Raw genomic sequence first — 22856 nt, 5'->3', positions numbered from 1 at the left:
AGTTATGAATAATAAATTAAAAAATATTATTTGGTATTCAGGCGAAAAATATGTAACTGTTTTAATGTCATTTATTACAACTGTGATCCTAGCAAGAGTCCTAGAGCCTTCAATTCTTGGAGATATTGTACTTTTGCAAAGCTTTGTAATATTGTTTAATATTGTTACTCTTTTAGCTATGGATAGTATTTTTATAAAAAGAATGACTGATGACGATAATTATATTGAAGCAGTTTATTTTTTAAAAATAATATCATCAATACTTGCTAGTTTGCTGTATTTTACGTATGTATCTATTGATGAAAGTTCAGTGGAATTTAGTGCTAGACTAGTTTTGGGGTTACCGCTATTACTATCATTCACAACATTCGTTGATGTTATTTTAATGAAAGATAAGTTGATATACAAGTTATCAACTAGAACTATATTGTTATATATAATAATAGGTTTTATAAAGTGTTTATTGATTCTAAATACAAGTGATATCTTTCTAATTTGTTTGCTATTGATTGTTGATCAAGTTGCAGTAAGAGTTTTTACTTTCTGTTATGGGATAATTAATAAGTTAACTCCAAATAAATTATTATTTAATAAAAATACTTTTAGTTATTGCTTGTTATTACTAAATGAAGGTAAATTTCTAGTATTATCATCATTCTTTCTAGTTGGTTTTGTTAGGACTAATCAATTATTAGTTAGTTATTTTTTAGGTAGTGAATCTCTTGCATACTTTTCGATGCCAATAAAAATAGTAGATGGGTTGACCATATTAATAAGCACGTACACAGCTTCTGTATACCCTTATTTATTATCAAGTATAAAATCTCATGGCAGTAAAAACACAGCATTAAGGTATTTTAGTGGAGTGACCAAAATTGGTGTTTTGATTGCGACTATAGTAATTTTTCTTTCGGAAGATATAATATTGTTTATCTTTGGAGCTCAATATGTCAATAGCATACCAATATTAAAGATATACGCTTTTGGTATTATCTTTAACTATATATTTGTAGCTTCGGGGCGTTGGTTTGTTGCTGTATCTGAAACGAATTTTGTGGCGACTAGAAATATTATGGCTTTTTCATTAAATTTAATATTATCTTTCACCCTTGTCCCTCATTATGGTATAAATGGAGCTGCTTGGTCGGCTATGATATCATGGTGTTTAGCTGGATACGTTAGTTGTATATTTTCTAAAAATAACCGTTGGCTATTGATCTTAATCCCAAGATCATTATTTAAGTTTGTAAGACCGTTATAATAAAAGGCAAATATGTTTAATTCAATTTCTTTATACGATCCTTCCATTTCAACTAAGAACGTAGGCGATGAAATCATATCAGAATCAGTTCAAAGAGAATTGCGTGATATATTCCCGTTGGCACAGGTGTTAAAGTTCTCATCACATTCAACTAGAAGCATTGAAATGTTAAAGAGAGCAAACAATAATGACATAAGCATTATTGGTGGTTCTAATTTATTGTCACCTAGAATGTTAAGATATAGACAGTTCAAAGTTAATATATTAGATCTTATTTACACTAAGGATTTAGTTTTAATGGGTACTGGCTGGCAATATTATCAAAATAACATCGACATACTGGCTCGTTTTTTCTACAAAAATAATTTTAGTAGCAAATATATCCACTCTGTGAGAGATGATTACACTGTAGAAAGACTAAAATCTATTGGATTTGACAATGTGATTAATACAGGTTGCCCAACTATGTGGCGTCTTGATGAAAGTCATTGTAAACAAATACCAACAACAAAGTCAGACAATGTAATATTCACATTAACTGATTACTCCAAAGACCTTATTCAAGACCGAAAGTTAATAGAGAGCTTAAAATTAAACTACAATAATATATTTTATTGGCCACAAGGACTGAAAGATCTCGATTACATTAAGGAACTAGGAATGTATGACGATGTTAAAGTAATACCACCTAGACTACCTGATTATAATGATTTCTTAGATTTTAATGATTGTGATTATATTGGTACTCGCCTTCATGGAGGGATTAAAGCTCTGCAAAAGAAAAAGAGAACAATTATAATTGGAATTGATAATAGAGCTTTAGAAAAACAAAAAGACTTTAATATCAAAGTATTGGCTAGGGATGCAATTCAAGAACTAGACGAGATGATTAATAGTGATTTTAAAACCAATATATCGCTCAATCAAGATAATATTCTGAAATTTAAAGAGCAATTTGTAAGCTAGGTCTAGATTATGAGAGTATTACATGTTGTTGGTGGATTAGATTTTGGCGGGATTGAGAAATGGCTAGCGAATATTTTTCATAATAGTAATGATATATTTGATAATTTTGTTGTTTCGATGAATCCTCACAAGCGTTCTATTGTACCTTATTTAAATATTTCTGAAGAAAATATAGAGTTTACTAAAAGAGATAATCCATTATCTAGAATTATAACACTATGGAAATCTATAAGGCGATATAAGCCAGATGTAGTACATTGTCATGCAGGTTATTCTTCAGGATTATATGCCTTAATAGCTAGAATTTTAAGAGTGAAAAAAGTAGTTGTCCACTCCCATTCTGATCGACGTGTTATAGATAGAAATACATCATTGATTAAAAAGTTGTACATTTTAATAATGAAATTACTTATTTCAAACTTAAAATTAGAACGGATATCTGTATCAAAAGGAAGTGGTGAAAGCTTATATTTTGGTGATTTTCGAGTAATTTACTGCGGAGTAAGTGTCAGTAGAAAGGATTGTAAAATATCATCACTTGAAAAAATAAAATCTGATGGGAAATCTGTAGTTTTTCATATTGGTCGATACACTGAAGCAAAGAATTTCGACTTTATCCTTCAACTTTTGATCGAAATGAAAAGTCTTGATAAGTTTCATTTTGTATTTATTAGTGGTGAACTTGATGATTTCAAACGATTGTGTGAAGAAAATAATATTGAAAATGTAACATTTTTGGGTCAAGTCGAAGATCCTACCTACATAATGCACAAGTATGGAAACGTTTTTATTTTACCTTCTAAGTGGGAAGGTTTGCCTTTAAGTGCTGTCGAAGCACAGATGTCTGGCCTACCTTGTATTCTTTCTAGCAATATTACAGATGAAGTAAACTTAGGTCTTTCAGTATATAAAGACCTCAATATCAGTGATTGGATGACTGAAATTACTGATACGAGTTATGTAGATAGACGAAAAATTGAAATTGACGATAAGTTTTCGATTAACCATAACGTGCGACATTTGAATGACATCTATAAAAATAGGAGTTAGAGCATTTATGAACAACAATTACAAGGAAATTGCCTATATACATGACTTTTGCTTCTATAAGAATAAAAAAGGTACATGTTATACTGCTGTAGGAATGCCAGAAAAATATTTTGATAGGTTTTTCGAATCAGGGTTCGAACAAGTAAAAATCTACTCTAGAAGTAAAGTTAAAAATGAAAAATTTATACAAGATATTGGTTTTAATAAAATTAAAAATAAGTCAATATTGATCCCTTTGATGTTAAAAAATTATGCTCATCTTCTAAGCCCGCGTGTTATTCGTAGCCTTATAATCGAATTTAAAAGAGCAGATCTATTAGTTATAAATTTCCCTAGTATTATAGGTTTGTACTCTTGGATCCTCAACCTAATTTCAAAAACCCCTTATACGCTTGAAGTTGCTGCTGACGCTGATCAGTTTTCACAAAAGAAATTTGGGGGAATTGTAACTCGGATATTCAAATGGATTTTTCCTCGTATTGTCAATAGCTCTCAAGGCGGAATTTACGTATCTAAATATTTATTAGAGCAATTCCCTCATCCCAATGGAACAGTTGCAAGCAATGTTATAGTAAACAGTATTAAGCCATTAGAAACTAAAAATTATTTAAAGTACACGCACGATTCTAAAAAATATAAAATTCTTTTTGTTGGCGGAGTTAATAAGCGTAAAGGTGTGTCAACCTTAATTGAAGCTATGGAAATATTAGTCTCTAAGGGTTATGATAATATAAGTCTAGACATTGTAGGTGGTCATAATGACTTAGACTATAAAAGTATAGTTAAATCTAAGGGATTGGGCGATAAAATTTTTTTCGAGGGATTCTCTCTGCAAGTGAGTTAAGACATTACTTTGAAAGTGCTAATTTATATGTGCAACCTAGTTTTGCAGAAGGAATTCCAAGGGCTACTTTAGAAGCTATGTCATATAATATACCTATTTTGGCAACTAGGTTACCTGGATTTCGGGAAGTACTTGAAGAAATCTGCCTATTCGATTCGGGAGACTCAAACTCTCTATCTTTGTTAATTGAATCTGTTTTAAATTGTGAACATAATATTATGCGGACGGTTGAAATTAATAATAAGAAAATATCTGAATATACTGTCGATAAATTGCATAGTAAAAGAATTGAATTTTACAGAGGTTTAAATGTTTAATGTTAGAGGTTATGATCTTCTAGGGATATTTAATTTATCATTGTCAATTATTATTACAAAAGTCTTTTATCCAAAAGCCCGACTTATTCGCCTACCTGTCTCGGTTAGAGGTAAAAATAATATAGACTTTGGTTTGAGTTTGACAACTGGAAGATATTGTAGACTCGACACGTTTTCCACTACAAACTCGAGAGAATCTGTTCTTGTATTTGGTGAAAACTGTCAGATTAATGATTCAGTACATATAGCAGGTGCTAAAAGTATAACGCTAGGGAACAATGTTTTAATTGCAAGTCGTGTGTTCATTACAGATCACCAGCATGGAAGTTATAGCAACCAAGAGCAGTCTAGTGCATTCGAACTTGCTTTAGAGAGACGTTTACATTCAAAACCAGTTATCATTGAGGATAATGTATGGATTGGTGAAGGTGCGGTTATTTTACCCGGAGTTAAGATTGGTCGAAATTCAGTTATTGGAGCTAATAGTGTAGTTACAAAAAGTGTTAATGAAAATACAATAGTTGCTGGAAATCCTGCTCGACCGATTAAATACTTTGATATTGATAGTGAACAGTGGTTAGCGATTAGTAATGATAGGTAAAAATCACAAGCTAATAGAACTTGTATCTATAATTATTTTCATATCATTATTTTTGACTATGAAAATATTTTACTCTGCGGGTTTGGATATTACTGAAGGTGTTACATTAATAATATTTGCAACGTTATGCATTTTTTCATTACAAAGAAATATATTTATTTCACTGGTATATCTTTACTGGTTTATATTTTTTGCTTTGTTTATTGATTCCATTACACCGCTTTCAACACCAGACTCCTATAAATATTATGTAGAGGCATTTAAAGGTGGCTACTATAGAACACTAGGTTTTTCCGATATACTTGAAGGGCATATACCTATTGTTGAAGTGGGTGGTATGATCATAAAGACTATTAGTAGATTGATGTCAACTGAGAATCTTAAAGTAATTATTTGTTTCAATATACTTTTACTTGTTGAAAGTTCAGTGTTATTTTCTAATCTTGTTAGGTATAAGTTTAATATATCAAAAATCCATTCTAGTATATTATTTTTATTATTGTCTATGTCACCTTCAGTAACTAGTGTTGGACTCGAATTATTAAAGGATATTTATGTTTTCTTTGGGATTGCTTTATCACTATATCTAATGGAAAAAACAAAGGAAACTAAGTTATATTATTTCTTGTTGTTAAGCGTGTTCGTTGTGTGCACAATGCTACGAGTCTATTTTATTCTTTTACTAATTCCATATGTTATACTATTTTTTGAGTACAGAAAAAAAACTTTTAGGTTTGTGGTATTTGTATCCATAGCATATATTATTTTTGCAATTTTATTTCTTAGATCAGGAATTGTTAGTATAGTTTTTGGTTCATTAGCATCACTTGCATCTCCAAATTTTTTTCGAGTGACTAATTGGGTTAATTTCCCGTTCACAACATTAGAAGCATTGCTTATAACGATATTGTTTTTTATTACAGTTCTTTCTTCTTACTTAAATAAGAATTACAAAAGTTTTCTGCTAATCTCCTATATATTTATTTTTTCTGGATCAGTTCTTACTGGTGTCAGCCAAAATCGACTTTTGAATGATAGTAATTATGTTTCAACAGGTTCGTTGCTTAATGATGATATGTCTAGAAAGAAAGTACCTTTCATCCCTTTATATTTAACTGTAATTTTTGTTTTCTCAAATAAAAAGTTAGGAAGATTTTAACGCTATATATTATAAATCAATTAATTGGTTTCGCGGTATTGCTATTATTTTTTTCGTATTAGGTCATATTGACATACTTCATTTTTCGGTAAAGGTGAAGGGATTGATCGCCTTTTTAGCAACGGAACATTTTACTTTTTATTAATGTCAGGTTTCTTTCTTTATTTAAAGATAAGTTCAGATATGATTTATTTATGGAGAAAAAATCAAATATGTATTTATACCATATCTGTTTATATTGCTACCAATGATTATATTGTCGGTTTATCTAACAGTAAACAATATTAATTGGTCGCACGCACACCTCATACCTGAAGATTATGGGAACGTTATTTATCTTATTGGGTATTTAATTACAACTGGTGGAGCAATGTTGAGCCCTTGGTGGTTTGTACCCATGATTATGTGTTTATTTATAACTTCTCCCTTTGTTATTAAAATAATGAACTCCAAATGGTTTACCATCATTTTGCTTCTATCTTTAACGTTTACATTTACCACATTTAGACCAGATCAAATTTCCCCTTTAGATAATTTCTATCATTGGTTTGGCGTTTTTTTACTGGGTGGATATATTTGTAAATATTATAAGTTTCTAGAAGGTAATAAGTATGTTGTGTTTTTCACTTCAGTAGTATTCAGTTTTGTTTCCTTATATTATGAGAATGATCTGAAAGAAATGGCAATAAATGGTTCTCATGTCGTGAGATTCTGCATGTCTTTCATGTCTTTCATGTTTTTGTCTTCTTTGCTTATTCTTGAAAAAAATAATTTTAAATTTCAACTTTTAAACACTTTAGCAAAATATAGTTTTGGTATGTTTTTTCTTCATGCTTATTTCATTAATATCTCACGTCTGTTTGTCGTAAAGTTTGGTAGCGGTGTTTCAATTTACATAATTACGGTAGTAGCTAGTATCTTTGGAACAATATTAGTGGTTAAGTTGGTTGATTTTATAATTGAAAAGTATGTTTCACAATACTTGTCTATAGACAGTCGAACGTTGGTGGGATGTTGATATACCTGTGTTAGTGTTAGTGATGCATATCGAGTTGTTGTTATAGGTGTTTAACGTGTCATTTTTTATTGGGTTTATTAATCTAATTAGTAACGGTGTTGGGCTTTGTTGCGTAATTAAACTTATAGATAGAGCTACCTCGTTTCGTGTGTTTCTTAGTCAATACGACAAGTTTCAGGCATACCTAACCCAATAAGCTTGTTCAACGCTTTTATCATCGCGTAAGTTTCACCCACCTGTGCATTGTAATTTCTTAAGCTCAGTTACAAATATACAGGACACCCATATATTTGACATTTATAAAATTAGCCAACACAAAGCGCACACTATCTTTTTCCAAAACGAAGATGACCGAGCTCTGTTCGCAAAACATAAACTGGCACCTCTAGAGATTACCGATCGTGTACCAGGCTCCGGTGCTGATTTATCCCGTTTTGCTGTTTCACCAAGTAATGACGATGGCACTGTGCGCTTTTTACTCATAGCACGAATGCTTTACGATAAAGGTATCGGTCATTATGTCGAAGCGGCTCGTGAACTAAAAGCAAAGTACGGTGTTGCTGTTGAGTTTCGACTCTTGGGATTTCTTGATGTGAACAATCCATCTGCGGTCTCTAAGCAAGATATGCAATCTTGGGTAGATGAAGGGATAGTCAACTATTTAGGGACATCCGATTCGGTAGAGAAAGAAATTGAGCAAGTCGATTGTATGGTGTTGCCTTCGTTTTATCGAGAGGGGGTGCCTAAATCTCTGCTAGAAGCATGCGCGATGGGCAAGCCTATTGTGACTACCGATAACGTAGGTTGCAGAGAGACGGTCGATGATGGCATCAATGGTTACTTGTGTGAACCTCGCAGCACTGCAAGCTTAGTTGAAAAACTTGAATTGATGATTCGCCAATCTCACGAGCAACGTCTACAAATGGGCTTAGAGAGTCGAACTAAAGTCGAGAAGGAATTTGATGAAAAAATTGTCATCAATAAATATCTAGAAGCAGTTAAGTCTGCACTGAATTAATTTCTGATAATGATTATGTACCAAGGTGTCACCTTGGGTATAAAAAAACAACAAGTTGGTTAAAATGAAAATTGCAATTGCCGGAACAGGCTATGTAGGCTTATCAAATGCGATGTTGTTATCACAGCATCATGAGGTTGTCGCGGTTGATATTATCGAAGAGAAAGTAAAACTACTTAACGATAAATTATCTCCAATCGTTGATGCTGAAATTGAAGATTTCTTGGCGAATAAGCCATTAAACTTCACTGCAACGCTCGATAAAGAATTAGCTTACTCCAATGCTGAGTATGTCATCATCGCAACACCGACCGATTACGACGTTGAAACGAACTACTTCAATACCTCTTCAGTTGAAGCGGTAATTAAAGATGTGATGGCGATTAACCCCAATGCAGTGATGGTGATTAAGTCTACCGTGCCTGTAGGTTATACCACGCGTATTAAACAAGAGTTAGAGTGTGAAAACCTGATGTTTTCACCTGAGTTCTTACGTGAAGGTAAAGCGTTATACGATAACCTGCACCCATCACGCATTGTCGTGGGCGAGCGCTCTGAGCGCGCGATAGTATTCGCGAACTTGTTGTTAGAAGGCGCGGTTAAAAAAGACGTCGAAATCCTGTACACCGATTCAACAGAAGCCGAAGCCGTAAAGCTGTTCTCTAACACTTACTTGGCGCTTCGTGTTGCTTACTTTAATGAGCTAGATACTTATGCTGAATCGCACGGGCTAGATACGCGTCAAATTATCGATGGGGTTAGTTTAGATCCTCGTATTGGTTCGCACTACAACAACCCTTCATTTGGTTACGGTGGCTACTGCTTACCAAAAGATACCAAACAACTGCGTGCGAACTACTCTGATGTACCAAATAATATTATTGGTGCCATTGTTGACTCAAATACCACGCGTAAGGATTTTATTGCTGACTCTATTATTAAACGCAACCCGCAACGTGTGGGTATTTATCGCTTAGTCATGAAGTCCGGTTCAGATAATTTTCGCGCGTCCAGTATTCAAGGCATTATGAAACGCTTGAAAGCAAAAGGTATTGAAGTGGTGGTGTTTGAACCAGAGCTTAAAGAAAAAGAGTTCTTCCGTTCATTAGTGCTAACGGATTTCGAGCAGTTTAAGTCTAGCTGTGATGTAATTGTCTCAAATCGCATGGCCCAAGAGCTAGCGGATGTAAAAGACAAAGTGTATACGCGCGATCTATTCGGTTCAGATTAAGGAATAAGTAATGAAGTATTTGGTAACAGGCGCAGCGGGTTTTATCGGCAGTGCTGTGGTAGAGAAGCTAACGGCAAAAGGGCATCAGGTTGTTGGTGTTGATAACCTAAATGATTACTACGATGTCGCTTTGAAAGAAGCGCGTCTAGCGCGTATTCAGCATGCTAATTTTAAATTGGTTCAGTTAGACATTGCCGATCGCGATGGTGTAGCTAGCTTGTTTGAAGCGGAGCAATTTGACCAAGTGATTCACTTGGCTGCACAAGCGGGTGTTCGCTATTCCATTGAAAACCCACATGCCTATGCCGATTCAAACTTAGTCGGGCACTTAAACATTCTTGAAGGATGTCGTCACAATAAAGTGAAGCATTTGGTTTATGCCTCTTCAAGTTCTGTTTATGGGTTGAATGCTAAAACACCGTTTGCAACCTCAGATTCAGTCGACCACCCGGTTTCATTGTACGCAGCGACCAAAAAGTCGAATGAGCTAATGGCGCACAGCTACTCTCACTTATACGACATTCCAACCACAGGCTTACGCTTCTTTACTGTGTATGGTTCGTGGGGCCGTCCAGATATGGCACCGTTTATCTTCACTAAGAAGATTCTTGATGGCGACACCATTGATATCAACAATAACGGCGATATGTGGCGTGATTTTACTCACGTAAACGATATTGTTGAAGGTGTGGTGCGCATCGCGGATGTGGTGCCAACACGCGATAACGATTGGACAGTAGAAACGGGTTCTCCAGCAAGCAGCTCTGCGCCTTATGCGGTATACAACATTGGTCATGGTTCGCCAATCAACTTGATGGATTTTGTAAAGGCGATTGAAGACGAGCTGGGCATTGAAGCGAAGAAAAACTTCCGCGAGATGCAGCCTGGTGATGTTTATCAAACTTATGCTGACACACAAGACTTGTTTGCCGCAACGGGTTACACGCCGAAAGTAACGGTTAAAGAAGGTGTTGCTGAATTTATTCAGTGGTACCGCGAGTTTTACAATAAGTAGAGTTCCAATAGGGTGTTTTAAAGTCCCCATATAGAATACGACTCGGTTTATTAAGTTATACCCTCTGATGCCTAAATTGCCTCATTCCATACTGGTTTGAGGCATTTTTCTTTGGATGGACACCTCAATCTCATCCGCAATATTTTTATATATACGTCAGTTAATAACACATAAGAATTTAAATAATGATCAAACACTGCTTATTCCCTGCAGCGGGTTATGGCACGCGCTTTTTACCTGCAACCAAATCCATGCCAAAAGAAATGATGCCTATCGTTAACAAGCCGCTAATTGAATATGGCGTTGACGAGGCGATTCAAGCAGGCATGACCAGCATGGCCGTTGTTACTGGCCGTGGTAAAAGCTCATTAATGGATCACTTCGATAAAAACTACGAGCTTGAGCACCAAATTCAAGGCACTAATAAAGAACATTTGCTCGATGATATACGCTCTCTGATTGATTCGGCGCAGTTCTCTTTTATTCGCCAGCGTGAAATGAAAGGGCTAGGGCACGCCATTTTAACAGGCAAAGAACTTGTCGGTGACAACCCGTTTGCCGTGGTTCTAGCTGACGACCTTTGCATTAATGATGATAAAGGCGTGTTAGCACAAATGGCCGCACTTTATCGCCAGTTCCGCTGTTCTATTGTCGCGGTAGAAGAAGTACCAGAATCTGAAACGCATAAGTACGGCGTGATTGCCGGCGAGCACTTAAGTGACGACTTGATTCGTATTACCGATATGGTCGAGAAGCCAGAGCAAGGCACAGCACCAAGTAACCTCGCTATCATTGGGCGCTACATCTTAACCCCGGACATTTTCGATATTTTGGAAGAAACACAGCCGGGTAAAGGTGGCGAAATCCAAATTACGGATGCGCTGTTAGAACAAGCTCAAAAGGGTTGTGTGATTGCGTATAAGTTTAAAGGTAAGCGTTTTGACTGTGGAAGCGTCGATGGTTATATCGAAGCGACAAACTACTGTTATAAGAATGTTTACTTGAAAGGCAACAAAGCTGAAATAGATCAAACTGCAACTGAAAAGGTGTAGTTGTTGGATTTACAACATTGATACTTTAGACATAAAAAATGGCCAAGTTCATATTCTGAATTTGGCCATTTTTGTTTCTGCTGTTCACGATAAATCTTTTGTTACGCTAACGAAATTTCACATCGAAAATTAGCTTTCTAGTGAGAATTAATACACTTTCTCAGGGAGGTTACGCCAACTTCTAATCCAGCTTGTGATTCGCCAAACATAGCTCATGGCTACGGTGTAAGAAGTAAAGCAAATCATAAACAGGATGAACATGGTCGATTCTGCAATGTTTAAAAATTCACCGTAGATACCGAAGCCAGCGAAGCTACTTGCGATAGCACAAATGATGGCGAGTGTTTGGCGCGACGTAAAACCAAGGCGTTGGAAAATGTGGTGTAGGTGTTCTCTGTCGGGCTTGAAAGGGGAGTCACCGCGTCGTACGCGTCTGAACATGATAGCGGCCATATCCATCAGCGGCACAGCAATTAACCACAGTGCAGTAATTGGTCGCATCATGGCTTCTGATGGATCTTGGCTTGCGCCCAGCAGTAACCAAATCACAGTAAAGCCAATCATCATGCTGCCAGCATCCCCCATGAAAACTCTACGTTCTCGTCCAAGAATACCGAGATTCATTAAGATATAGGGAATAGTCGCGGCAATGAATACAGCACACAAGTAAGCTAAGCCGTGTTGACTGTCGACTTTGAGTAAAATCGCGATACCGCCAAAGGTTACAATCGCGAGTCCACCTAGCAAACCATCAATGCCATCGACCATATTGAACGCGTTAATCGCGCCAATCACAGCAAGTACTGTAACTACAGGGCTAAGAAACCCTAAGTGCAGTTCTCCGGTTCCAAAGAGGTTACCAATGTGCTCTAGTCGGATATCGGCGAAATACATCATGCAAATGGAGAGGATCGCTTGAACCACAAGGCGAATCTTGAAACTGATATCGAATTTGTCATCAAGAGCGCCGATAAAAATCAGCGCGGCGATAGAGGCTAAAAAGAGCTGGCTATGGGGGATCACATCGGGGTGCGTGACGATAAACTGGCCTATCGCTAAACTGATAGCGATACCGCCTACAAGTGGGATCGCACCCTTGTGCAGCTTTCTTTCATTGGGTTTATCTACTAAGCCGATGACTTTTGCTACTTTTCGCATTAAAAAGAGTGAGGAAAAGGAGAAGAAACCAACAAATGATAGCTCTAATAACATGATGAACTCTAGCCAGTATTTTGTATGAATTTTATTTGCGTGTATCTTACGTTAAAACTATCACTATGTACACTTGGTTGAGTATGTTTTGTTCGTTGTTTTTTTAGTGTGACATTGGGTTTTAGTATGTAATTTAATGTTAACTAAGAATGGTGGCTACGCTGCTTTAGTCAGTATTATTGCTTAGGCTTTGTAGGTGCCTTAAACACAAAATGACGCTTTTTTTCACATTCGATCATCCTACCTGCGCCCTTTCTTGATCTTCCGCTACAGTTTTGACTGTAAACTGTAGTAAAATTACGCTAATTTGTTTCTATACCGATTTATTTTGAATTGAACGAGGTCAGTCCTATGTCAGCTAAGAAGCCAATGGCTCTAGTGATCCTTGACGGTTACGGTTACCGTGAAGACAACCAAGACAACGCTATCGCGAACGCTAATACACCTGTATTAGACGGTCTTATTGCTAACCAACCTAACACGCTAATCTCGGCTTCTGGCTTAGATGTAGGCCTACCTGATGGCCAAATGGGTAACTCTGAAGTGGGTCACACCAACATCGGCGCGGGTCGCGTGGTATACCAAGATCTTACTCGTATTACTAAGTCAATTTCAGACGGCGAGTTCGGTCAAACTGAAACGCTAGTTAACGCTATCGATAAAGCGGTGAAAGCTGAGAAAGCGGTTCACATCATGGGTCTTATGTCTCCAGGTGGCGTTCACTCTCATGAAGATCACATCTACGCAGCGGTTGAAATGGCAGCTGAGCGTGGCGCAGAAAAAATCTACCTACACGCATTCCTAGACGGCCGTGATACGCCGCCACGTAGCGCAGAAAACACACTAGCTCGTTTCCAAGCGCTATTCGCTAAGCTAGGCAAAGGCCGTGTGGCTTCTCTTATTGGTCGTTACTACGCTATGGACCGTGATAACAACTGGGATCGCGTTCAAGAATCTTACGACTTGCTGACTCAAGCAAAAGCTGAGTTCACATTCGACACAGCTGTTGCTGGCCTAGAAGCGGCTTACGCTCGTGACGAAAACGATGAGTTCGTTAAAGCGACTGAAATCAAAGCGGAAGGTGAAGAGTCTGCAGCTATCGTTGATGGCGATGCGGTTATCTTCATGAACTACCGTGCTGACCGTGCTCGTGAAATTACACGTGCGTTCGTGCCTGATTTCGACGGTTTTGCTCGTAACGTATTCCCAGCGATCGATTTCGTGATGCTGACTCAATACGCAGCAGACATCCCACTGCTATGTGCATTCCCACCGGCTTCTCTAGAGAACACTTACGGTGAATGGCTATCGAAAGAAGGCAAAACGCAGCTACGTATCTCTGAAACAGAGAAATACGCGCACGTGACGTTCTTCTTCAACGGCGGTAAAGAAGACGAGTTTGAAGGCGAAGAGCGTCAGCTTGTTGCTTCTCCAAAAGTAGCAACGTACGACCTACAGCCAGAAATGAGCGCACCAGAGCTGACTGAAAAGCTTGTTGCAGCAATCAAAGGCGGCAAATACGACGCTATCGTTTGTAACTTCCCTAACTGTGACATGGTTGGCCACACTGGCGTTTACGATGCAGCGGTTAAAGCGGTCGAGTCGCTAGACGAATGTCTTGGCAAAGTGGTTGAAGCAATCAAAGAAGCCGATGGCCAACTGCTTATCACAGCTGACCACGGTAACGCGGAAATGATGGTTAACCCAGAAACGGGCGGCATCCACACGGCGCACACTAACCTACCAGTGCCACTTATCTACGTAGGCAACAAAGACGTTGAGTTCAAAGAAGGTGGTAAGCTGTCTGACCTTGCACCAACGATGCTTTCTCTATCTGGTATCGCAATCCCGGCTGAGATGTCAGGTGATGTGATCGTTAAATAGCTAGTCGTTAAATAGTTGTTTGGCTCAGCGGTTCACGTTGAGCTTTAACGATTCTGAAAGCCCGCACTTCAAAGTGCGGGCTTTTTTATAGATTCGGGATACGAGTAAACGAGATTCGAAGAGCTTTAAGGGCAGATTTGGGATGCGAGTAAACGGGATTCGAAGAACTAAGAGCTTAAAAGCAGATGCGGGATTCGGGTAAGCGAGTATCGAAGAGCTTAAGGGCTGGTGCATGATGCGAGTAAGCGGGTCACTAACAGAATGAGAGCTGTTATATATTTTCGCATCTCGAATCTCGTTACTCTCATCTGCTCTAGACTGTCATTCCAGAATTGAGGAACGAAATGTCTGGAATCTCATGCCATGTATTACTTGTCATATTCGGTGTTCTGCATAAAGAGAGATTCCCTATCACGCTCGTCCCTCACTGTAGGGAATGACGTTGTCAAAAGTGTAATGATAAAGGGCGGATGCGGGATGTGGGTAATCGAGATTCGCAGAGCTAAACGTTATTTGTAGAGTATGCAGTGTTGAATGAGCAGTTGTTCTAAGTTTTGTTTTTGCAATGCGATCACATCTACAATTACTCTCGTTTCTTTCGGATGAGCTGACGGTAACGTTCGGTAGATAATACGAAAACGATCGAGGTGAAATTCGCGAAAGTTTTTCACTCCAAGCTCTAGTAAAGAAGGGGCAATGTTTGCAGCATGAGGGTTATCAGAGACCAAGGCTTCAAATCTGTTGAGAAGAGCTTCTATGCGTTCAATAACAGCCACTTCACTAGAATAATCACTTAAGTAATTAATTAAAGCATCAAGTAGTTGCTCAAAGGTGTCTGTGTACTCGATGGTTGTCATATTATTGAACCGACTGCTTACGCTTTGCCAGTTTATCTCGAATCTGAGAGCCGGAGTTTACTCGGCCATGTTTTTCATCATCAATAGAAAACGACAATAGTTTCATTAATGCTATCGCTTCATCTCTACGCTTTCGATCTTCATAAGATTCAATCGTATAAGCGGGTTTACCATTTTGAGTAATGGTCATAGGCTCCGATAAATCGAGGTTCGCCGCGTGCTTTTTTAAGTAACTTATCGTTTCAGTGGACATTATCATCGCCTCTTAATGTAGAGGTTTAAATGTAGACTATATTTAGTCTGATGACAACGACGCTTCTTGATGGTGAAACTTTATATTATTGATCTAGTGAGATAAGGTTTGTTTCTTTTTATTTAAGACTGAACGCTCAAAATCCAACAACCACTCTTTGCGGTTAATGCCGCCGGTGTAGCCGGTTAATGTACCGTTTGCGCCAATCACTCGATGGCAGGGTACAACAATACTAAACGGATTCTTGCCGTTCGCACCACCTACTGCTCTTACTGCTTTTGGGTTGTCCATTCTCTTTGCTTGTTCGCCGTAGCTGATGGTTTCGCCATAAGGAATGGTTGTTAAAGCCTGCCAAGCTGCTTTTTGAAAGTCAGTCCCTTTTGGCTGCAGTGGCAAATCAAAGCTTGTACGTTTTCCTGCGAAGTATTCATCTAACTGTTTCGTCGCCCGTTGGCAAAGCTCATCTGGATTGCTAGTCATTAGCTCTTCGTGATTTACATGGTCAATTTCAATAAGCGACACACCATTACTCACAATGATCATCTTGCCAATCGGTGCGTCATAGAACATTTTGTAAGTACTGTCTTCCATGTCACCTTCCTTCTTCTAGTCTCTTTCTGCTCTCAAGCTCTTCGAATCTCGATACTCGAATCCCGTATCTGCTCTTAAGCTCTTAAATCTTTTCGCATCCCGTCACTCGCATCTCGAATCTTTCTCTACTTGAAGCGCAAAGCAATACCCTGAAATACCGCCCATGATGTTCCCCAAGGCTAAACCAATAAACAGTCCTTCAACACCATCAATCTGGCTACCTATCCAAGCGAATGGAAGAGTAAATACAAACAGGCGCATGAAGCTCCACTGAAAGGCTTTGAGTGGTTGATGCATCGCATTCATCGCGCTGATCAGCATCATCACAATGCCTTGGAATCCGTAGCTAAATGGGACGACTAACAAGTAATGCCACAAGATGCCTCGCACGGATTCTTCTTGAGAGAACAGGGCGGCCAAAGGAATGCTTAGTGGCACCATCATTAAGAAAATCAAACCTTGGAACATCACAGCAAAACGCATACTCAGAAACAGTGCCTTAAAGCTTCGTTGTGGGTTGTTTGCGCCAAAGTTCTGCGCCATGAAAGGCGTAAGGGCAGAGGTCAGAGACATCAATACAATGATAAGAATCGATTCAATACGCTGGGCAGCTCCGTAAGCAGCAACAGCTTCTGTCCCTTGTTTGGCAAGCATCATCATTATAATGGCGCCAGCAAGTGGATTGAGGGCATTGGAAAGGGCTGCGGGTGTGCCAATGGTTAAGATTTGTTTCCAGTCATCGATGATGTTTTTTAGCTTGGGCGGAGCAAGTAGCTTTTCTCGTATGGTTAATACATACAGTGAGCCACACAATGCACCAAACCAACTGAATCCGCTAGCAATGGCTGCGCCTTGAATCCCTAATTCAGGGAAAGGCCCGTAACCAAAGATTAATAGGGGATCGAGAATGCCGTTAATCAGGCCGGCCAGCATCATAATCTTGGCGGGTGTTTTAGTATCACCACTGGCTCGTATTGCACTATTACCTGCCATTGGAATAACAAGCAGTGGAATGGCTAAATACCAGACTGTCATGTATTCAGATATTAGTGGCAGTAACTCTGGTTTTGCCCCCAATAAAGCAAACATAGGCTCTAGCGTTATAAGCCCCAGTGTTGATGCAAAACCAACAAGCAGCACAGCAAGCAGTAAACCGTGGCAAGTAAAACGAGCGGCATTTTGCGCGCAACCTTGGCCAAGTAATCTTCCTATACATGTCGACAAGCCAATGCCAATCCCCATGGTGATGCAGTTGATGGCAAAGGTGATAGGGAAGGTGAAACTCACCGCTGCAAGGGCTTGTGTGCCCAGTAATGAGATAAAGAAGGTATCGACGAGGTTAAACATCAAGATCGCCACCATACCGAATATCGTCGGTATGGTCATGGTACGCAATGTACTCTCAATAGGAGCGGTTAATAGCCCGTGCTTATCTTGCATGCAAAACGCCGATAGAATCTAAAAGCGTAGGATAAACAGATGCGGGCGGGAAGGGAAGAAAAGCAGATGCGGGATGTGAAAGAGCAGATGCGAGTAAACGAGATGCGAAGAGCTTAAAAGCAGATACGAGATGCGGGTAAACGAGTATCGAAGAGCTAAAAGCGGACAAAAGAAAAGCAGCCTTCTTTTGCTTAACCGCCTGACCGTTACACAGGATTATTCGCAGGGGCGTTTTTGCTTTCCGTATCTCGCATCCCGTTTACTCGCATCTGCTCTTACTTGCTCTTATCTGCTCTTTCGATCACAATTTTTCCCTTTAACCCCTTGGGATCTTTCACTTCGCCCCAACATACTCTTTAACCCCATGCCAATCGTGGCAACTATCAAATTAAATGGAAATTATCAGGAGATCTGACCGATGAATATCCGTCCTCTACACGACCGAGTTATCGTTGAGCGCCAAGAAGTTGAATCTAAATCTGCTGGTGGCATCGTTCTAACTGGTTCTGCCGCTGAAAAATCAACTCGCGGTGTAATTCTAGCTGTTGGCAAAGGCCGCATTCTAGAAAACGGTTCAGTACAACCATTGGACGTTAAAGTTGGCGACACTGTTATCTTCGCTGAAGGCTACGGCACTAAGTCTGAAAAAATCGACGGCAAAGAAGTTCTGATCATGTCTGAAAACGACATCATGGCGATCGTTGAGTAATCCGACCCATAAACCTGAACTGACTGAATAAAGAATTTAAAGGAAATAAAGATGGCTGCTAAAGACGTTAAATTTGGTAACGACGCACGTATTAAAATGCTAGAAGGTGTAAACGTTCTGGCTGACGCGGTAAAAGTAACGCTAGGTCCTAAAGGCCGTAACGTTGTTCTAGATAAATCATTTGGCGCACCAACGATCACTAAAGATGGTGTTTCTGTTGCACGTGAAATCGAACTTGAAGACAAGTTCCAAAACATGGGCGCACAAATGGTTAAAGAAGTGGCTTCGCAAGCGAATGACGCTGCGGGCGACGGTACAACGACAGCAACAGTTCTTGCTCAAGCAATCATCACTGAAGGCTTAAAAGCCGTTGCTGCTGGCATGAACCCGATGGATCTTAAGCGTGGCATCGACAAAGCGGTTATCGCAGCAGTTGAAGAGCTAAAAGGCCTTTCTGTTCCATGTGCAGATACTAAAGCTATCGCGCAAGTAGGTACTATCTCTGCAAACTCTGACGCGACAGTCGGTAACATCATTGCTGAAGCGATGGAAAAAGTAGGCCGTGATGGCGTTATCACAGTTGAAGAAGGTCAGGCTCTGCAAGACGAGCTAGACGTAGTAGAAGGTATGCAGTTCGACCGCGGTTACCTATCTCCTTACTTCATCAACAACCAAGAAGCCGGTTCTGTTGATTTAGAAAGCCCATTCATCCTTCTTATCGACAAGAAAGTATCAAACATCCGTGAACTTCTTCCGACTCTAGAAGCCGTTGCTAAGGCATCTCGTCCACTTCTAATCATCGCTGAAGATGTAGAAGGCGAAGCGCTAGCGACTCTAGTTGTGAACAACATGCGCGGCATCGTGAAAGTGGCGGCTGTTAAAGCCCCTGGTTTCGGTGACCGTCGTAAAGCAATGCTTCAAGATATCGCTATCCTAACGGGCGGTACGGTTATCTCTGAAGAGATCGGTCTAGACCTTGAGAAAGTAACACTAGAAGATCTAGGTCAAGCTAAGCGCATTACTATTACTAAAGAAAACTCAACCATCATCGATGGTGCGGGTGAAGAAATGATGATCCAAGGTCGTGTTTCTCAAATCCGTCAACAAATCGAAGATGCAACGTCTGACTACGACAAAGAGAAACTTCAAGAGCGCGTAGCGAAACTAGCTGGCGGTGTTGCAGTAATCAAAGTTGGCGCAGCGACTGAAGTTGAGATGAAAGAGAAGAAAGACCGTGTTGAAGATGCACTTCACGCAACTCGCGCTGCAGTTGAAGAAGGTGTGGTTGCTGGTGGTGGTGTTGCACTTATCCGCGCTGCATCTAAAGTTGCTGGCCTTGAAGGCGACAACGAAGAGCAAAACGTAGGTATCCGTGTTGCACTACGTGCAATGGAAGCGCCAATCCGTCAAATCACTAAGAACGCAGGTGATGAAGAATCAGTGGTTGCTAACAACGTTCGTGCTGGCGAAGGTAACTACGGTTACAACGCGGCTACTGGCGAATACGGCGACATGATTGCAATGGGTATCCTAGATCCAACTAAGGTAACTCGCAGCGCACTTCAGTTCGCAGCATCAGTTGCTGGTCTTATGATCACAACCGAAGCGATGATCACTGATAAGCCACAAGATTCTGGCCCTGCAATGCCTGATATGGGTGGCATGGGCGGTATGGGTGGCATGGGCGGTATGATGTAATCATCCCCCTTTCTCGTAACAGAGAAAGCCATACATAGGCTTTGAAAGATATAAGCTTTAAAGCGGAGACTTCGGTCTCCGTTTTTTTTGCTCTTCGCATCTCGTTTACCCGCATCTCGTATCTCTCATTTTTTCTTCCCTTATCCGCTCTTTGCCTTTCGCATCTCGTTCACTCGAATCCCGCATCTGCTCTTAACCATTGCTCTTTATGGTTTAGCGGCTTATATTCAACAGTACAGTTATGACATTGATCTAACATGGATAGCTGTTGAATAAAGGATAATAAATGCTTGATTGAAAATGGATTAATCAAGTCAACAATAAGTCAGTGGAGACTCCCCCAATGAAAAAACTACTTTCAGTATTAGCTGTGTCGGCAGCGGTAATGGCACCAGCGGCATTTGCTTCATCGCCAGTTATGTTTTCAACGATCAACGGCTTCAACGCACCGGATTCAGATGCGGTTGGCGGTGTACGTTTAGCTCTGCTTCACGGACAAGTAAACGACCTTAAAGGTGTCGATCTTGCGGTTGTTGGTATGTCTGAGACGCAAACAACAACAGGTGTGAACCTGGGTATCTTCGGTGCATCAAAAGTGAACCAAGAAATGACCGGCGCATCTCTAGGTTTCTTCAACTGGAACACGGGTAAAACAACCGGTGTTAACCTTGGTGCAGTGAACATTACCAATGATGTAAAAGGCGCGAACGTGAGTTTCGTCAACTACTCAGAAGGTAACACTATGGTTGATGTTGGTGCAGCGAACCTTTCAGAAGTGTCCACGGTTCAGGTTGGTATTTTCAACAAAACCAACAAAATCGAAGGCGTGCAGGTTGGTCTGATTAACTGTGCTGATAACGGTTTCTTCCCGTGCTTCCCGATTGTAAACTTTGCTAAATAAAGCGGTCGTTTAGCCTTTGGTTCTACTATTGGCTTAGCGTATTAGCTTTTTAATTAGCGCATTGCTTTTAGTTAGCGCATACGCGATTAAAGACTAAGTATAATAACGCCTAAACCCTTGTTTAGGCGTTATTATATTCAATTCTACGTCTACGATAAACTTCTCCAACCATCCAATAAGCATTCTGTTTTATATTTGCTATTGCAGTATTTTTACTTATAAGTACAATGTGCGATAAATTCCCAACGATGATTTATATGCTTTGATTAATCCCCATACCGTCGATTTTAAAAAGGCTTTCTTAGGCCTGACCGCCAGTTTTTTAGTAGTTTTGAGCTTGTTGCTCGTTGATTCAGCGGAAGAATCAGATAAACAGTATGGAATCGAAAACCAAGGCGTGACACGCTCTTTAGTGGAGCTCACACAGATCATTAATGCACTAGAGTACAACATCACTGCGCTCTACCCACTGCATGGTGACACCTACGTATTCTCGCATGAGAAAAAGATCGAAGATGAGACGTGCTATTTCACCAGTGAAGAGCAACATGCCCCTCGCTTTGACTTTATGTTCTCTGGCCCTCGCGAGATGTGCAACCCGAAATCGGACCTTTATGCCGAAGCGGGTAAGCGCTTGTTCATCGCACCGACCATGGCTTATTTTGCCAATACCATTGATACCATCTCTGCGATTTACTTCATTTCAAAAGAGAAGTTTATTATCTCTTCCCCCTCCGATATTGCCCAATATATGAAAGGCGATACGTTCGACTCTGTCGTAAATAGCCGGCCATATTGGATTAATACGATTCGCTTTGGCTTAGCTCAGGGGCAAGATCAGGTGGTGTATACCGGCCAGTACGATGACTACCTGACAGGTCAGAAAGTAGTGACCTTAACCAAAGGGATCTACGTTAATGGCGAATTCAAAGGGGTGTTGGGTGTGGATGGTTATGTCTCTAATCTCGTATCGAACCCTACCCATGGCTATCAAGTGACGAGTACGCGAGGCGCAAACAAATACGGGTTTATGGATTTTACCTATTCCAAGCCTCTGTATGTTGGTGACATTAACACTCAGTTGTATCTGAGTATTGAAGAAGATAAGAGCGAGCACTTTCTGCATGTATTGGAGATGGAGAAGATTCAACTTTCGATACTCTTGATTTTGTATCTGCTCTCAGTTTTATGGTTATGGCGCTTTTATACAAGACAAGAACACCAGCGTTTAAATGACCTAGCAATGCGCGACCCATTAACTGGCTTGCTGAATCGACGTGGTTTTGAAGCTCGATTACTGGCTCAGGATGAAGAGCCTATTATTGGTGTTGGCGTGTTTGATATCGATGATTTCAAAGTCGTTAATGATCAATATGGCCATAAAGTGGGGGACGAGGTGATTTGCCATGTTGCTCAGTTGATGCTGAACAGCGTTAGACAGCAAGATATCGTGGCTCGATTTGGTGGTGAAGAGTTTGTTGTTGCGATTACGGGGGAATCATCAGAGTTGCTTTCGTCGATCTTTGAGCGAATTCGAAACGACATTAGCCTACAGAGTTATCGATGCCCTACGGGTGACAAGATTAGTGTCTCAGTATCTGGTGGCGCGACGCTTTATTCTCTGTACAAGTTTGATAGTGTCGGGCACTTATGGAAAAACCAGAGTATTCGTTCGTCTGATCAGCTGCTCTATAAGGCAAAGGCCGCGGGTAAGAATCAGGTGTGTATTCAGGTGTATTAAGCGCTTTCGTACAAACTCAAAGCCTAGTCGTTTGACTA

20 protein-coding genes and 2 pseudogenes are annotated in these 22856 nt (G+C 39.9%); 16 read left to right on the top strand and 6 right to left on the bottom strand.

Annotated features, from left to right (window positions below):
- The first annotated feature begins 4 nt into the window (after positions 1-4).
- The 7 genes and pseudogenes from AB8613_RS07445 (at position 5) to AB8613_RS07415 (ending at position 7216) form a co-directional block, all read left to right on the top strand.
- Entirely contained in the window at positions 5-1261 is a 1257-nt protein-coding gene (locus AB8613_RS07445; protein ID WP_372384727.1) for an oligosaccharide flippase family protein, read from the top strand.
- Between the two features lie 12 nt (positions 1262-1273).
- Positions 1274-2227 (top strand): polysaccharide pyruvyl transferase family protein, encoded by a 954-nt coding sequence (locus AB8613_RS07440; protein ID WP_372384726.1) that lies wholly within the window; start codon positions 1274-1276, stop codon positions 2225-2227.
- Between the two features lie 9 nt (positions 2228-2236).
- Positions 2237-3277, top strand: a complete 1041-nt coding sequence (locus tag AB8613_RS07435; protein ID WP_372384725.1) for a glycosyltransferase — start codon at positions 2237-2239, stop codon at positions 3275-3277.
- Positions 3252-4438, top strand: a pseudogene (locus tag AB8613_RS07430) (glycosyltransferase family 4 protein). Before AB8613_RS07435 ends, AB8613_RS07430 begins: the two are co-directional and overlap by 26 nt.
- Positions 4431-5039: a DapH/DapD/GlmU-related protein gene (locus tag AB8613_RS07425; protein WP_372384724.1), complete on the top strand. Its 609-nt coding sequence runs from the start codon at positions 4431-4433 to the stop codon at positions 5037-5039. Before AB8613_RS07430 ends, AB8613_RS07425 begins: the two are co-directional and overlap by 8 nt.
- Positions 5029-6198, top strand: a complete 1170-nt coding sequence (locus tag AB8613_RS07420; RefSeq protein ID WP_372384723.1) for a hypothetical protein — start codon at positions 5029-5031, stop codon at positions 6196-6198. The genes AB8613_RS07425 and AB8613_RS07420 overlap by 11 nt, the downstream gene beginning before the upstream one ends.
- A 247-nt stretch (positions 6199-6445) precedes the next feature.
- On the top strand, positions 6446-7216 hold the full coding sequence (locus tag AB8613_RS07415; protein WP_372384722.1) for an acyltransferase family protein: 771 nt from the start codon (positions 6446-6448) through the stop codon (positions 7214-7216).
- 155 nt (positions 7217-7371) lie between these two features.
- Here AB8613_RS07415 and AB8613_RS07410 read toward each other — a convergent pair.
- Positions 7372-7479: pseudogene (locus AB8613_RS07410) on the bottom strand (IS5/IS1182 family transposase); the annotation flags it as partial.
- Here AB8613_RS07410 and AB8613_RS07405 point away from each other — a divergent pair.
- The 4 genes from AB8613_RS07405 (at position 7455) to galU (ending at position 11532) form a co-directional block, all read left to right on the top strand.
- On the top strand, positions 7455-8234 hold the full coding sequence (locus AB8613_RS07405; protein ID WP_372384721.1) for a glycosyltransferase family 4 protein: 780 nt from the start codon (positions 7455-7457) through the stop codon (positions 8232-8234). The pseudogene AB8613_RS07410 and the gene AB8613_RS07405 overlap by 25 nt on opposite strands.
- A 64-nt stretch (positions 8235-8298) precedes the next feature.
- Positions 8299-9465 (top strand): nucleotide sugar dehydrogenase, encoded by a 1167-nt coding sequence (locus AB8613_RS07400; protein WP_372384720.1) that lies wholly within the window; start codon positions 8299-8301, stop codon positions 9463-9465.
- A gap of 10 nt (positions 9466-9475) precedes the next feature.
- Complete coding sequence (locus AB8613_RS07395) at positions 9476-10480, top strand: NAD-dependent epimerase (protein WP_372384719.1); 1005 nt, start codon at positions 9476-9478, stop codon at positions 10478-10480.
- Positions 10481-10665: 185 nt separating this feature from the next.
- Positions 10666-11532, top strand: coding sequence for a UTP--glucose-1-phosphate uridylyltransferase GalU (galU, locus tag AB8613_RS07390; protein ID WP_372384718.1), 867 nt, complete (start codon positions 10666-10668; stop codon positions 11530-11532).
- Positions 11533-11679: 147 nt separating this feature from the next.
- Here the strand turns inward: galU and wecA are convergent, their stop codons facing one another.
- On the bottom strand, positions 11680-12744 hold the full coding sequence (gene wecA / locus AB8613_RS07385) for a UDP-N-acetylglucosamine--undecaprenyl-phosphate N-acetylglucosaminephosphotransferase (protein ID WP_372384717.1): 1065 nt from the start codon (positions 12742-12744) through the stop codon (positions 11680-11682).
- Between the two features lie 351 nt (positions 12745-13095).
- On the opposite strand from wecA, the gene gpmM reads away from it, so the two are divergent.
- Positions 13096-14628: a 2,3-bisphosphoglycerate-independent phosphoglycerate mutase gene (gene gpmM, locus AB8613_RS07380; protein ID WP_372384716.1), complete on the top strand. Its 1533-nt coding sequence runs from the start codon at positions 13096-13098 to the stop codon at positions 14626-14628.
- Between the two features lie 509 nt (positions 14629-15137).
- Here the strand turns inward: gpmM and AB8613_RS07375 are convergent.
- The 4 genes from AB8613_RS07375 to AB8613_RS07360 all read right to left on the bottom strand — a co-directional run bounded on the left by AB8613_RS07375 (position 15138) and on the right by AB8613_RS07360 (position 17769).
- Entirely contained in the window at positions 15138-15485 is a 348-nt protein-coding gene (locus AB8613_RS07375; RefSeq protein WP_372384715.1) for a type II toxin-antitoxin system RelE/ParE family toxin, read from the bottom strand.
- Between the two features lies 1 nt (position 15486).
- Positions 15487-15738, bottom strand: a complete 252-nt coding sequence (locus AB8613_RS07370; protein ID WP_052880189.1) for a type II toxin-antitoxin system Phd/YefM family antitoxin — start codon at positions 15736-15738, stop codon at positions 15487-15489.
- 93 nt (positions 15739-15831) lie between these two features.
- Positions 15832-16329, bottom strand: a complete 498-nt coding sequence (locus tag AB8613_RS07365) for a methylated-DNA--[protein]-cysteine S-methyltransferase (protein WP_372384714.1) — start codon at positions 16327-16329, stop codon at positions 15832-15834.
- A gap of 102 nt (positions 16330-16431) precedes the next feature.
- Positions 16432-17769 (bottom strand): MATE family efflux transporter, encoded by a 1338-nt coding sequence (locus AB8613_RS07360; RefSeq protein WP_372384713.1) that lies wholly within the window; start codon positions 17767-17769, stop codon positions 16432-16434.
- Positions 17770-18187: 418 nt separating this feature from the next.
- Between AB8613_RS07360 and AB8613_RS07355 the strand changes: the two genes are divergently transcribed.
- From AB8613_RS07355 to AB8613_RS07340, 4 genes are all read left to right on the top strand, one after another.
- Entirely contained in the window at positions 18188-18478 is a 291-nt protein-coding gene (locus AB8613_RS07355) for a co-chaperone GroES (protein ID WP_004741353.1), read from the top strand.
- A gap of 51 nt (positions 18479-18529) precedes the next feature.
- Positions 18530-20176, top strand: a complete 1647-nt coding sequence (groL, locus tag AB8613_RS07350; protein WP_081230126.1) for a chaperonin GroEL — start codon at positions 18530-18532, stop codon at positions 20174-20176.
- A gap of 343 nt (positions 20177-20519) precedes the next feature.
- Positions 20520-21077 (top strand): VC2662 family protein, encoded by a 558-nt coding sequence (locus tag AB8613_RS07345; RefSeq protein ID WP_017068001.1) that lies wholly within the window; start codon positions 20520-20522, stop codon positions 21075-21077.
- 262 nt (positions 21078-21339) lie between these two features.
- Positions 21340-22818, top strand: coding sequence for a diguanylate cyclase (locus AB8613_RS07340; RefSeq protein ID WP_372384712.1), 1479 nt, complete (start codon positions 21340-21342; stop codon positions 22816-22818).
- Positions 22819-22856: the final 38 nt, after the last annotated feature.

The organism is Vibrio sp. BS-M-Sm-2, from assembly GCF_041504345.1.
Classification (GTDB): Bacteria; Pseudomonadota; Gammaproteobacteria; order Enterobacterales; family Vibrionaceae; genus Vibrio; species Vibrio satsumensis.
The sequence above is the reverse complement of the archived record's forward strand: the minus strand, read 5'-3'. Positions and strand labels throughout refer to the sequence as shown.

Coding starts and splice junctions, on each gene's coding strand:
- AB8613_RS07445 (WP_372384727.1), top strand. CDS start 5: ATGAATAATAAATTAAAAAATATTATTTGGTATTCAGGCGAAAAATAT.
- AB8613_RS07440 (WP_372384726.1), top strand. CDS start 1,274: ATGTTTAATTCAATTTCTTTATACGATCCTTCCATTTCAACTAAGAAC.
- AB8613_RS07435 (WP_372384725.1), top strand. CDS start 2,237: ATGAGAGTATTACATGTTGTTGGTGGATTAGATTTTGGCGGGATTGAG.
- AB8613_RS07425 (WP_372384724.1), top strand. CDS start 4,431: ATGTTTAATGTTAGAGGTTATGATCTTCTAGGGATATTTAATTTATCA.
- AB8613_RS07420 (WP_372384723.1), top strand. CDS start 5,029: ATGATAGGTAAAAATCACAAGCTAATAGAACTTGTATCTATAATTATT.
- AB8613_RS07415 (WP_372384722.1), top strand. CDS start 6,446: ATGATTATATTGTCGGTTTATCTAACAGTAAACAATATTAATTGGTCG.
- AB8613_RS07400 (WP_372384720.1), top strand. CDS start 8,299: ATGAAAATTGCAATTGCCGGAACAGGCTATGTAGGCTTATCAAATGCG.
- AB8613_RS07395 (WP_372384719.1), top strand. CDS start 9,476: ATGAAGTATTTGGTAACAGGCGCAGCGGGTTTTATCGGCAGTGCTGTG.
- galU (WP_372384718.1), top strand. CDS start 10,666: ATGATCAAACACTGCTTATTCCCTGCAGCGGGTTATGGCACGCGCTTT.
- wecA (WP_372384717.1), bottom strand. CDS start 12,744: ATGTTATTAGAGCTATCATTTGTTGGTTTCTTCTCCTTTTCCTCACTC.
- gpmM (WP_372384716.1), top strand. CDS start 13,096: ATGTCAGCTAAGAAGCCAATGGCTCTAGTGATCCTTGACGGTTACGGT.
- AB8613_RS07375 (WP_372384715.1), bottom strand. CDS start 15,485: ATGACAACCATCGAGTACACAGACACCTTTGAGCAACTACTTGATGCT.
- AB8613_RS07370 (WP_052880189.1), bottom strand. CDS start 15,738: ATGTCCACTGAAACGATAAGTTACTTAAAAAAGCACGCGGCGAACCTC.
- AB8613_RS07365 (WP_372384714.1), bottom strand. CDS start 16,329: ATGGAAGACAGTACTTACAAAATGTTCTATGACGCACCGATTGGCAAG.
- AB8613_RS07360 (WP_372384713.1), bottom strand. CDS start 17,769: ATGCAAGATAAGCACGGGCTATTAACCGCTCCTATTGAGAGTACATTG.
- AB8613_RS07355 (WP_004741353.1), top strand. CDS start 18,188: ATGAATATCCGTCCTCTACACGACCGAGTTATCGTTGAGCGCCAAGAA.
- groL (WP_081230126.1), top strand. CDS start 18,530: ATGGCTGCTAAAGACGTTAAATTTGGTAACGACGCACGTATTAAAATG.
- AB8613_RS07345 (WP_017068001.1), top strand. CDS start 20,520: ATGAAAAAACTACTTTCAGTATTAGCTGTGTCGGCAGCGGTAATGGCA.